This is a genomic window from Bordetella sp., from assembly GCF_051960075.1.
GTDB lineage: Bacteria > Pseudomonadota > Gammaproteobacteria > Burkholderiales > Burkholderiaceae_B > Bordetella.
The window spans coordinates 14,197-26,248 of the sequence record NZ_JBQCER010000096.1 but is presented as its reverse complement, the minus strand read 5'-3'; the positions used below and the strand labels follow the sequence as shown (position 1 = coordinate 26,248).

The following is a 12,052-nucleotide window of genomic DNA, read 5'->3' as shown; positions in this document are numbered from 1 at the left end:
TATTAAGAAAATATGTCCTGACAAGCACTTGTAATGTGCCCGCTGTCGGCGAGTTCGTTGCGTAAATGCGACCTATTGCTGACGAAGACCTGATTCCTGCGGCGCGAAGATTGCCGCATGAATCAGATGGCTGCGTCACCAATAATTTTCAACGGCCAGGTTACCTGGAATGCCGCGGCGTCCCGGCGCGAAGCCGCGATCTGCCAGCAGCATGCGGGCGTCGGCCAGCATGGCGGGGTTGCCGCACAGCATGATGCGCGAGCGGGCCGGATCCAGCTCGAGGCCGGCCAGTTGCTCCAGCCCTCCGTCGGCGATGAGGCGGGTCAGGCGAGCCTGCGGCATGCCGGGCAGCGCTTGACGGGTGGCGATGGGCAGGTAGCTCAGGCGAGGGTCGCGGTCGGCCAGGGCCTGGAGCTCGTCGCGGTAGGCCAGTTCGTCGGCCGTGCGCACACCATGAACCAGCACGACGCGCGCAAAGCGTTGCCGCGCCGTCGGGTCGCGCAACATCGACAGATAGGCCGACAGCCCGGTGCCGGTGGCCAGCAACCAGAGATGCTCGCCGTCGGCAAACCGATCCAGCGTGAGAAAGCCGAAGGGCGTCTTGTCGACGTACAGCGCGTCGCCCGGGCGCAGGTCGGCCAGGCGGGGGCTGAATGGGCCCTCGGGCACGACGATGGAATAGAACTCCAGCTCGGCGTCGCTCGGGGCCGAAACCATGGAATAGGCGCGCCACAGGGTCGGGACGGCCTCGGCCTCGTCTGCGTTCTCGGCCGGCAGGCCCAGGCGGGCGAACTGGCCGGGTTGGAAGACGTAGGCCGGATCGCGGCTCACGCGCAGGGAGAACAGTTTGCCCGGCACCCAGGCCTGGACGCGGGTGACGGTCTGGCGCGTATATTTTGCGTCGGCCACTTACTTTTCGAGGTACTGCAGTTTGTCGGCCACGCCGTTCCAGGTGTCGGCGTCGGACGGGGCGGCCTTGGACCGGCTGATGGTCGGAAACTCGGGGGACAGCTCGGCGTTGATCTTGATGAACTGGAGCTGATCCTGCGGCACGTCTTCTTCGGCATAGATGGCGTTGGCCGGGCATTCGGGGATGCACACGGCGCAGTCTATGCACTCGTCGGGATCGATCACCAGGAAGTTCGGGCCTTCCTTGAAGCAGTCAACCGGACAGACGTCCACGCAGTCGGTGTATTTGCACTTGATACAGTTTTCGGTGACGACGTGGGTCATTGGGGCAAGCTCCGGGCAGGGCGGTCGTTCGTGTAAGGATGCGAGGGATTTTACCCAATGCGACCGGGCCGATAGCCAATAGGCAGGCGCATGCCCTGGTTATATGCATATGCCGTGCCTGCGGGCGCTCGGCGGCCCCTGTGAGCAGCCATGTTAATGTGCGCAATCATGATCATCGAATCGCTGCTCGACACCGACCTCTACAAGTTCAGCATGATGCAGGTCGTGCTGCACCAGTTCCCGGCCGCTCAAGTGGAGTACCGCTTCAAGTGCCGCACGCCGGGCGCCGATCTGCGGCCCTACCTGGAAGAAATCCGCGCCGAGGTGCATCAGCTGTGCCAGCTGCGCTTCACCGACGACGAGCTGGACTATCTGCGCGGGCTGCGCTTTCTCACCAGCGATTTCATCGATTTCCTTGGCCTGTATCACATGCCCGAACGCTGCATCACGCTGCGCGAAGGCGAGAAGCCGGGCGAAATCTCGATCGAGATCAAGGGCCCCTGGCTGCACACCATTCTGTTCGAAATTCCGGTGCTGGCTATCGTCAACGAGGTCTACTTCCGCAATACTCAGCCGCGTCCCGACCTGGAAGAAGGGCGTCGGCGTTTGCAGGACAAGATGAACCTGGTGAAGCGCGAAACCGACCTGGGCGAGTTCCGCCTGGCCGACTACGGCACGCGCCGACGCTTTTCCAAGGCCTGGCACGACGAAGTCGTGGCCACGCTCAAGAGCCAGATGCAACCGTATTTCGTCGGCACGAGCAATGTGCTGCTGGCCCGGCGCCACGGCGTGCTGCCGCTGGGTACCATGGGCCACGAGTATCTGCAGGCTTGTCAGGCGCTCGGCCCGCGACTGCGCGATTCGCAGGTCTATGCGCTGGAAATGTGGGCCCGCGAATACCGCGGCGATCTGGGCATCGCCTTGTCGGACGTGTACGGCATGGAGGCGTTCCTGCGCGATTTCGACATGTATTTCTGCAAGCTGTTCGACGGCGCGCGTCACGATTCGGGCGACCCCTTCATCTGGGGCGAGCGCATGATCGAGCACTATCGCAACAATCGCAGCGATCCGCGCACCAAGACCCTGGTGTTTTCCGACGCGTTGGATTTTCCCAAGGCCATCGAGCTGTGCCGGCGTTTTTCGCATCGCTGCAAGCTCTCGTTCGGCATCGGCACCAATCTCACCAACGACCTCGGCTACGAGCCGCTGCAGATCGTCATCAAGATGGTCCGCTGCAACGGCCAGCCCGTGGCCAAAGTGTCCGACGCGCCCGAGAAGACCATGTGCGATGATCCTGCCTATCTGGCCTATCTGCGCCAGGTATTCGAACTTCCGCCGGCCTGATTGTCCGCCGCGCCAGGGCGGCTTTTCGCTTCACAAGAACGATTCACCCACCTTTTTCTCAGAGGATCCCATGAGCAATATCAAGCGCATCAACGTAGGCAAGCGCCTGTCCGACGTCGCCGTCTACAATGGCGTGGCCTATCTGGCCGGTCAGGTGCCCGACGACACGACGCAGGACATCACCGGTCAGACCCAGCAGGTGCTGGCCACCATCGATCAATTGCTGGCCGAAGTCGGCAGCGACAAGTCGCGCATTCTGATGGCTCAGGTGTTCGTGGCCAATATCGCCGAGTTCGCCGGCATGAACGCAGCCTGGGACGCCTGGGTCGCCGAGGGCAACGCGCCGGCGCGCGCCACCATCGAGGCGCGCCTGGCCAACCCCAATATCAAGGTCGAAATCGTGGTGACCGCCGCGGTCTGATCGCAAGTTTTCCGCGATCGACACAAGGCCGCCCGGGGGCGGCCTTGTTTTTTGCCGCCGGCCGCTTTCGAGGTCAGACGGCACTCCTTCGGGGCAGCAAGCCGCAAGCGCAGCATAGGGGCTTTTTTCCAGGTAGAGTGTCGGCTCGCATCATGTTTTCCACGCTGCCCGATCATGTCCTCCCCGCCCGCCCCATCCCGTGCCGCGCCTTTGGACGCCGCCTGGCTGCAGGCGGCCGGCGCCGATCTGGATGAAGACGGCGTGCGCCTGTTGGCGCGCGCGGCGGCCTGGGCCGAGCCGCGCTTCCTGGCGCAGCAGGCGCTTACGGGCGAGCCGCTGATCGGCCACGCTGCCGGCGTCGTTCGCCTGCTGGCGGGCTTGCAGACCGACGCGTCTACCCGAGCCGCCGCCTTGCTGGCTGCTCTGCCGCCCGAGTCCCTGCCTGCGGTTTCGTCGCGCAACGACCCCATTGCCGCCGAATTCGGCGCGGAGACCGCCAAGCTTCTGGCCGGCTCGCATGCCTTGCTGCGCCTGAACGTCGCGGCCAGGCAGGCCAGCGATAGCGAGGCCGCCAGCGGCGACCAGAAGGAAATGCAGCGCAAGATGCTGCTGGCCATGGCGGCCGATCTGCGCATCGTGCTGATGCGTCTGGTTTCGCGACTTCAGACGCTGCGCTGGCATGCCGAGACCAAGGCGCCGTGCCCGCCCGAACTGGCGCGCGAAACGCTGGACCTCTACACCCCGCTGGCCAATCGCCTGGGCATCTGGCAGGTCAAGTGGGAGCTCGAGGACCTGTCTTTCCGTTTCCTCGAGCCCGAACGCTACAAGCAGATCGCCCGCCAGCTCGAAGAAAAGCGAGCCGAGCGCGAGGCCTTCATCGCCGATGCCGTCGCGCGGCTGAGCCAGGCCCTGAAGCAGGCGGGCATCGAGGCCGAGGTCTATGGCCGGCCCAAGCACATCTACAGCATCTGGAACAAGATGCGCATCAAGCAGCTCGATTTTTCCGAGCTGCTCGACCTGCGCGCGCTGCGCGTGATCGTCGGGGACGTGCGTGCCTGCTTTGCCGCGCTGGCCCTGGTACACGAGATGTGGACGCCGATGATCGAGGCTTTCGACGATTACATTTCGCGTCCCAAGCCCAATGGCTACCGCTCCTTGCATACCGTGGTCACCGACGCCGAGGGCCGGCCTTTCGAGGTGCAGATCCGTACGCGCGAGATGCACCAGTTCGCCGAATACGGCATGGCCGCGCACTGGCGCTACAAAGAGGCCGGCGCCAAGGGCGGCCAGGTGGCGGCTTCCAGCGACTACGACAGGCAGTTGTCGTGGATGCGCCAGTTGCTGGCCTGGAACAGCGATCTGGAAACCCGGGGTGGCGCTGCGGCCGCGCAGGCTGGCTCAGGGCACATCTATGTGCTCACGCCCCAGGTGCGCGTGATCGAACTGCCCGAGGGATCCACGCCGGTCGATTTCGCCTATCACCTGCATACAGACCTGGGCCACCGATGCCGCGGGGCGCGCATCGACGGTCAGATGGTGCCGCTGCATACGCGCCTGGCCACAGGCCAGACGGTGGAAATCATCGCGGCCAAGTCGGGCGGCCCGTCGCGCGACTGGCTCAATCCGCAGCTGGGCTATCTGGCCAGCCCGCGTGCCCGCAGCAAGGTGCGCATGTGGTTCAACGCCATCGAACTGGCGCAGCGCATCGCCCAAGGCCAGATTCTTGTGGAAAAAGAACTGCAGCGCCTGGGCAAGACGGCCGTCAACCTGGAACAGTTGGCCCAGTCCCTCGGTTTCGCGCGCGCCGACGACCTGTACGTGGCCGTGGCCAAGGAAGAATTCAGCCTGCGTCACATCGACGACGCATTTCATCAGCACGCGCCGGCCGGCGACACGCCGCACGTGCCCAAGTTCACGCGCAGCGCCGATAGCGCGGAGGCCAGCGGCAAAAGCGGGGTGCTGGTGGTGGGCGTGGGCTCGCTCCTGACCCAACTGGCGCGCTGCTGCCGTGCCGCGCCGCCCGACGCGATCCGCGGCTTCGTCACGCGCGGGCGCGGCGTGTCCATCCACCGCGCCGACTGCGCCAGCTACCGCGCCCTGGCCGAGCGCGAGCCCGAGCGCGTCATCGACGTCGACTGGGGCAATACCGCCGATACCTTCTACCCCGTCGACGTGAGCGTGCGCGCCCACGACCGCTCGGGCCTGCTGCGCGATCTGTCCGAAGTCTTCGCCCGCCTGCGCCTGAACGTGGTGGGTGTGAACACGCAGAGCAAACAATCGCTGGCGCATATGATCTTCACCGTGGAAGTGCGCGACGGCGAGGCGCTGCACCGGGCGCTGGACGCGCTGGCCGCGGTGCCGGGCACGATTTCGGCGACAAGGCGCTGACGCGAGTCGCCACAGGCGAGAGGCTCGGCAAGCCGACGGCGCCCGGCGTAACCCCAAGCACGGGGCGGCCTGCGCCGCCGCGCAAGCGGCGGGCAGCGGAATTGCGCTGGGCAGTCTCGGCGCCTCGAGAATTCAAAAAACTCGCCAACCTTATAAACTCCCTCTTTTCGCCCAAGGATTCGCAGCATGGACACCCGCACCTGGCTAAACACGCTGGTAGGCATCGACACCACCAGCCGCAATTCCAACCTGGCTCTCATCGAAACCGTCAGAGACTGGCTCAAGGGTCAGGGCGTCCAGTCCTGGCTGGCCTATAACGAATCCGGCAACAAGGCCAATCTCTTCGCGACGCTCCCGGCCTCCGATGGGTCCGAGCAGGGCGGCGTGGTGCTGTCCGGCCACACCGACGTGGTTCCGGTCGACGGGCAGGACTGGGATACCGATCCCTTTGTCATTACCGAGAAAGGCGGCCGCCTCTATGGGCGCGGCACCGCCGACATGAAAAGCTTCATCGCTGTGTCGCTGGCCATGGTGCCCGAGTTCCTTGCCATGCCGCGCAAGAAGCCCATCCACCTGGCCTTCTCCTACGACGAAGAAGTCGGCTGTGTGGGCGCGCCCGTGATGCTGGCCGAACTGCAGGGCCGCGGCATCAAGGCCGACGGTTGCGTGGTGGGCGAGCCGACCAATATGCAGGTCGTGGTGGCGCACAAGGGCGTGAATCTCTTCAGCTGCCGCGTGCATGGCAAGGCGGCCCACTCGTCGCTTACGCCGCAAGGCTGCAACGCCATCGAATACGCCGCCCGGCTGATCTGCCGCATCCGCGACATCGCCGATGCCATGAAGGCGCAAGGGCCCTACGACGAGTTCTTCGACGTGCCGTTCTCGACCATGACCACGAACCAGATCCGGGGCGGCATCGCGGTCAACACCATCCCGGCCTTGTGCGAGTTCAATTATGAATTCCGCAACCTGCCCGGAATTCCCGCCGACCAGATCCAATCCCAGGTCGAGCGCTATGTGCGCGAAGAACTGCTGCCGCGCATGCAGGCCGAGTTCGCCGATGCCCGCATCGACATCGAGACCGGCGCCTCGGCCCCCGGCCTGCAGGCCACCGAAGAAGCGGCCATCACGCAGCTCGCGCGAGCCCTGACCACCGACCGGGCCGTGCGCAAAGTGGCTTACGGCACCGAGGCGGGCCTGTTCCAGAGCGTGGGCATCCCCGCCGTAGTCTGCGGCCCCGGCGATATCCAGCAGGCGCACAAACCCAATGAATTCATCGAGTTGAGTCAGCTCGACGGCTGCGAGCGCTTCCTGCGCCGCCTGGGGCAGTCGCTGTAACCCATACGGTAAAATGGCAGATTAGCGGAGAACTGTTGTGAAACCTTACGACCTGCCCGATGCGCGCGGCCACTTCGGTCCCTACGGCGGCGTGTTCGTGGCCGAAACACTGATGCACGCCCTGGATGAACTGCGCGCCGCCTACGACCAAGCTCGTGTCGATCCGGCCTTCATTCAGGCCTACGACTACGAACTCAAGCACTACGTCGGCCGTCCCAGCCCCGTCTACCATGCCGAGCGCTGGTCGCGCGAGCTGGGCGGCGCCCAGATCTGGTTCAAGCGCGAAGACCTGAACCACACCGGCGCGCACAAGATCAACAACTGCATCGGCCAGGCCCTGATGGCGCGCCGCATGGGCAAGAACCGCGTCATTGCCGAGACCGGCGCAGGCCAGCACGGCGTGGCCTCGGCCACGGTCGCGGCGCGCTATGGCATGGAATGCGTGGTCTACATGGGCAGCGAGGATGTGCGCCGCCAGGCCGCCAACGTCTATCGCATGAAGCTCCTGGGCGCCCAGGTCGTGCCGGTCGAATCCGGTTCGCGCACCCTGAAGGACGCCCTCAACGAAGCCATGCGCGACTGGGTCACCAACATCGAAAACACCTTCTACATCATCGGTACGGTGGCGGGTCCCGATCCTTACCCGCGCATGGTGCGCGACTTCCAGACCATCATCGGCAAGGAATGCCTCACGCAGATGCCCGAGGCTGCCGGGCGCCAACCCGACTATGTGGTGGCCTGTGTGGGTGGCGGGTCCAACGCCATCGGCATTTTCCATCCGTACATCCCGCACGAGTCCGTGCGCCTGATCGGCGTCGAAGCCGCGGGCGAAGGGGTGCAGACCGGCCGCCACGCCGCCTCCATCGCCGCGGGCAAGGTGGGGGTGCTGCATGGCAACCGCACCTATCTCATGCAGAACGACGACGGCCAGATCATCGAATCCCATTCGGTGTCCGCCGGTCTGGATTACCCCGGCGTCGGTCCCGAGCATGCCTGGCTGAACGACAGCGGCCGCGCCCAGTACGTCAACATCACCGACGATGAAGCCCTGGCGGCGTTCCACGGCTGCTGCCGCATCGAGGGCATCATCCCAGCGCTTGAGTCTTCGCACGCCATCGCCCAGGCGATCAAGATGGCGCCCACGCTGCCCAAAGATCAGATCATCCTGGTCAATCTTTCCGGCCGGGGCGACAAAGACATGCACACCGTCGCCGAACGCGGCGGCATCGCGCTGTGAGACAGGCATCATGACTGAAGCAAACCGTATCGATACCGCGCTGCGCAAGCTGGCCGAGACCGGCCGCGTCGCGCTGGTGCCCTATATCGCTGCCGGCGACCCGTCGCCCGAGGCAACCGTTCCCCTGATGCACGCGCTGGTGCAGGCCGGCGCCGACATCCTCGAGCTGGGCGTGCCTTTTTCCGATCCCATGGCCGACGGCCCCGTCATCCAGCGCGCCACCGAACGCGCGCTGGCCCAGGGTATGACGCTGCCGCGCCTGCTGGAGCAGGTGGCGCAATTCCGCCGCGACGATCCGCGTACGCCCATCGTGCTGATGGGCTACGCCAATCCGATCGAACGCATGGGCTACGCGGCGTTTTCGCAGCAGGCTCGCGCGGCCGGCGTGGACGGCCTGCTGGTGGTCGACTGCCCGCCCGAGGAGACCGGCGAGTTCGCCCAGCAGCTCGACCGCAACGGCATCCACCCCATCTTTCTGCTGGCGCCGACCTCCACCGACGAACGCATCCAGTCCGTGGCCCGCGTGGCGCGCGGCTACGTCTATTACGTCTCGCTCAAGGGCACGACGGGCTCGGCCAGTCTGAATACAGACGCCGTGGCCGAGCGTCTGACGATGATCCGCCAGCACGTCAAGATCCCCGTGGGCGTGGGCTTCGGCATCCGCGACGCCGAGAGCGCGGTGCGCGTAGCGCGCCATGCGGACGCCGTGGTGATCGGCACCAAGCTCATCGAAACTATCGAACAGAGCGTCGCCGCTGCCCCACAAGGAACGCAGGTCCAGGCCGCAGCGGCGGCGGCGAAACAATGGCTGGGCACGATCCGCGCCGCGCTGGACGCCGACCGCAAACCGATCACGACGGCGGGCTGAGCCGCCGCGTTTCATTCAAGAGAAAAAGGCATCATGAGCTGGATCGAAAAACTTCTGCCGCCGCGCATCAACAAGGGCAGCAATGAAAACGCCGCCCGCCGCGTGCCCGAAGGGCTGTGGGTCAAGTGTCCGGCGTGCGAATCGGTGCTCTACAACGAAGACCTGGCCGCGAACCTGCACGTCTGCCCCAAGTGCGACCATCACATGCGGGTCGGCGCTCGGGCCAGGCTCGACATGCTGCTCGACCTGGAAGGCCGCGTCGAGATCGGCTCGACCACGCGCCCGATCGACACGCTCAAGTTCAAGGACACGCGCAAGTATCCCGAACGCCTGGCCGAAGCCGTCAAGCAGACGGGCGAAACCGACGCGCTGGTGGTGATGAGCGGTTCGATCCGCAGCGTGCCCGCGGTGGTGGCCTGTTTCGAGTTCGAGTTCATGGGCGGCTCCATGGGTTCGGTGGTGGGCGAACGCTTCGCACGCGGAGTGCAGGCCGCCATTGCCAACCGCACGCCCTTCATCTGCGTCGCGGCCTCGGGCGGCGCGCGCATGCAGGAAAGCCTGCTGTCGCTCATGCAGATGGCCAAGACCACGGCCATGCTCACGCGCCTGGCCGAGGCAGGTCAGCCCTTCATCAGCGTGCTGACCGACCCCACCATGGGCGGCGTGTCTGCCAGCTTCGCCTTCGTGGGCGATGTGGTCATCGCCGAGCCCAAGGCGCTGATCGGTTTTGCCGGGCCGCGCGTAATCGAACAGACCGTGCGCGAAAAACTGCCCGAAGGCTTTCAGCGCTCCGAGCTGCTGCTGCAGAAGGGCGCCATCGATATGGTGGTCGACCGCCGCCAACTGCGCGAAGAATTGGCTCGCCTGATGGCGCTCATGAGCCGCCAGCCGGTCGACGTCGTGGCAGCCTGATTCCTTTGCGCCTGTCATGCATGACAACGGCCGCCCTCTCGGGCGGCCGTTGTCTTTGTGCATCAAAAGTCATCCCAATGTCTGACTCGTTGTATGAGTTTCAATTCGTAATACCTAGATTTCTGATAAGGTTGCGCCCATAACTATGTGATGCGAATGAGGTTTTCATGCTTACTGGTGTCAAACTTCAGATTCTGGCCGGCCTCGCCGGGTTGGCTGTGGCCGGTTTTGTCCCGATGGCTCAAGCCCAAACCGCGAATCCAGGTACCCAAGGCGGCATCGGCATTCACTACGGCGCCGGCAACCGCTATTCACGGTTCGGCCTGCAGTACGAAACCGCGTCGTTGTGGACGCATTCCTTCGGCGGCAGCCTGGGGCGGGTGGATCTCACCCCGGAGTTCGGCGTGGCGTATTGGCAGGCCCACGGCGGGCAGCAGCCATCCTCGGCCTGGCAGCTCAGCGCCATTCCCATGTTTCGTTGGTGGCTCGGAACGAGCCAGCGCTTCTATATCGAGGCAGGCGTCGGACCCACCGTGTTCAACCACGTCTCGTTCGCCGGCAAGTATTACTCGACGGCGTTTCAGTTCGGCGACCACATCGGCATGGGCTATCTGCTGGACAAACACAGCCGCATCGGCGTGCGTTTCTCGCATTTCTCCAACGCCGATATCAAGACGCCCAATCCCGGCATGGAGTTGATCCAGGCGACGTACACCTATCAATTCTGAGCGCCGGAAAGGCGGGCCGATGAACGGCGCCAGGAGTCTCGTGCAGACCTTGCTCGCGTCGGGCGTCGACACGTGCTTTGCGAATCCGGGAACCAGCGAGATGCACTTTGTGGCGGCGCTGGATCAGTTTCCCGGCATGAAATGCGTACTGGGCCTGCAGGAGAACATCGTCACCGGAATGGCCGACGGCTATTACCGCATCGCGCGCAAGCCTGCCTGTACGCTGCTGCATTGCGGGCCCGGGCTGGCCAATGGCATGGCGAATTTGCATAATGCGCGTCGCGCGCGCAGCGGCATCGTCAACATCGTTGGCGACCAGGCGACCTATCACCGTCCCTACGACGCGCCGCTGACCGCGGATACGGACGGCATGGCAAGAACCGTGTCGCAGTGGGTACAGACCAGTATGCGGCCTGCCGATCTGGGCCGGGACGCTGCGCTGGCGGTGCGCGCTGCGCGAACGTTTCCCGGGCAGATCGCCACGCTCATCCTGCCGGCGGACGTGTCCTGGGGCGAGAGTGGCGCCGTGGGCGAGCCCGTTGCGCCGGCCGAACCCGCCGCGGTCGACGGCCATGCCGTCGAAGGCGCCGCCCGCATCCTGCGAGACTATCGCGACAAGGCGCTGATTCTGCTTTCCGGGCAGGCTGCGTTCGCGCCGGCCCAGGCTTTGGCCTGGCGTATTGCCGCCGCCACCGGCGCAACGGTCATGGCTGATTTCCTCGCCGCCCACGTGGCGCGCGGTCGCGGCCGCATGCAGCTCGAGCGCGTGCCGTATGCAATGGACGCGGCGATCAGGGCGCTCGAGCGTTTCGAGCACATTGTCCTGGTCAATGCGCAGAGCGGACCCGTAGGGTTCTTCGCCTATCCGGACATGCCCTCGGTTCAGTATCCGCCCAACGCCCAGTTGCACAGGCTCTCCCGCCCCGAGCAGGATCCGGTCGCGGCGCTGCAGTCGCTGGCCGATGCGCTGGGCGCGCGTCCGGTGGCCCTGCCGGATCCCGGTCCGCGGCCGCAAGCCGCGAGCGGGGCGCCGACGCCCGAGGGGTTGGCGCAAACCGTGGCGGCGCTGATGCCGGAGAACGCGATCGTCTCGGACGAAAGCATCTCGTTCGGCCGAGGTTTTTACAAGTTCACGCACGCGGCGCCGGCGCACGACTGGCTGCATCTGGGCGGCGGCGCGATCGGCGGCGGCATGCCGGTCGCGACCGGCGCGGCCATCGGCGCAGGCAGGCAGCGCCGCGTGATCAATCTCCAGGCCGACGGCTCGGCAATGTACACGCTGCAATCGCTCTGGACCCAGGCGCGCGAGCGTCTGCCGGTCACGACGATCATCCTCAAGAACGGCAAGTACAACATCCTTATCGGCGAGTACAAGGGCGTGGGTGCGGTGCCCGGGCCCACGGCGATGGGCATGCTGGATCTGGGCAACCCCGATCTGGACTGGGTGCGCCTGGCGGCGGGCATGGGCGTGGCGGGGGCTCGCGCCACCACGCTGGAGGAATGTGCTGATCTGATGGGGAGCAGCTTTTCCCGGCCGGAGCCGTTTTTGATCGAGCTGCTCGTCTGAGCCGCGGCTGCGCCTA

At 65.4% G+C, this 12,052-nt stretch carries 11 protein-coding genes; 9 read left to right on the top strand and 2 right to left on the bottom strand.

The genetic code is table 11. The features are described 5' to 3' along the window. Positions 1–135: 135 nt before the first annotated feature. Positions 136–909 (bottom strand): ferredoxin--NADP reductase, encoded by a 774-nt coding sequence (locus tag ACTHJ1_RS16815; RefSeq protein ID WP_440194724.1) that lies wholly within the window; start codon positions 907–909, stop codon positions 136–138. Further along, on the bottom strand, positions 910–1,233 hold the full coding sequence (gene fdxA, locus ACTHJ1_RS16810) for a ferredoxin FdxA (protein ID WP_440194721.1): 324 nt from the start codon (positions 1,231–1,233) through the stop codon (positions 910–912). Positions 1,234–1,401: 168 nt separating this feature from the next. On the opposite strand from fdxA, the gene pncB reads away from it, so the two are divergent. The 9 genes from pncB (at position 1,402) to ACTHJ1_RS16765 (ending at position 12,036) form a co-directional block, all read left to right on the top strand. Continuing rightward, the gene (gene pncB / locus ACTHJ1_RS16805; RefSeq protein ID WP_440194718.1) at positions 1,402–2,577 is read left to right on the top strand and encodes a nicotinate phosphoribosyltransferase; all 1,176 of its coding nucleotides are present in this window, start codon (positions 1,402–1,404) and stop codon (positions 2,575–2,577) included. Between the two features lie 70 nt (positions 2,578–2,647). After that, complete coding sequence (locus tag ACTHJ1_RS16800) at positions 2,648–2,998, top strand: RidA family protein (RefSeq protein WP_440194716.1); 351 nt, start codon at positions 2,648–2,650, stop codon at positions 2,996–2,998. Between the two features lie 174 nt (positions 2,999–3,172). Continuing rightward, entirely contained in the window at positions 3,173–5,386 is a 2,214-nt protein-coding gene (locus ACTHJ1_RS16795; protein ID WP_440194714.1) for a RelA/SpoT family protein, read from the top strand. Between the two features lie 186 nt (positions 5,387–5,572). Further along, a complete protein-coding gene (gene argE, locus ACTHJ1_RS16790; RefSeq protein ID WP_440194712.1) occupies positions 5,573–6,724 on the top strand; it encodes an acetylornithine deacetylase in 1,152 nt (383 codons plus the stop codon). A 37-nt stretch (positions 6,725–6,761) separates the two neighbouring features. Then, entirely contained in the window at positions 6,762–7,961 is a 1,200-nt protein-coding gene (gene trpB, locus ACTHJ1_RS16785) for a tryptophan synthase subunit beta (protein ID WP_440194709.1), read from the top strand. 10 nt (positions 7,962–7,971) lie between these two features. Next, entirely contained in the window at positions 7,972–8,829 is an 858-nt protein-coding gene (gene trpA, locus ACTHJ1_RS16780) for a tryptophan synthase subunit alpha (RefSeq protein ID WP_440194706.1), read from the top strand. A 33-nt stretch (positions 8,830–8,862) separates the two neighbouring features. Then, positions 8,863–9,741 carry an acetyl-CoA carboxylase, carboxyltransferase subunit beta gene (accD, locus tag ACTHJ1_RS16775; protein ID WP_440194703.1) on the top strand — a complete coding sequence of 293 codons (879 nt, stop codon included), beginning with the start codon at positions 8,863–8,865 and terminating at the stop codon, positions 9,739–9,741. Positions 9,742–9,908: 167 nt separating this feature from the next. Next, the gene (locus ACTHJ1_RS16770) at positions 9,909–10,469 is read left to right on the top strand and encodes an acyloxyacyl hydrolase (RefSeq protein ID WP_440194700.1); all 561 of its coding nucleotides are present in this window, start codon (positions 9,909–9,911) and stop codon (positions 10,467–10,469) included. 19 nt (positions 10,470–10,488) lie between these two features. Beyond that, the gene (locus ACTHJ1_RS16765) at positions 10,489–12,036 is read left to right on the top strand and encodes an acetolactate synthase large subunit (RefSeq protein ID WP_440194697.1); all 1,548 of its coding nucleotides are present in this window, start codon (positions 10,489–10,491) and stop codon (positions 12,034–12,036) included. Positions 12,037–12,052 lie beyond the last annotated feature (16 nt).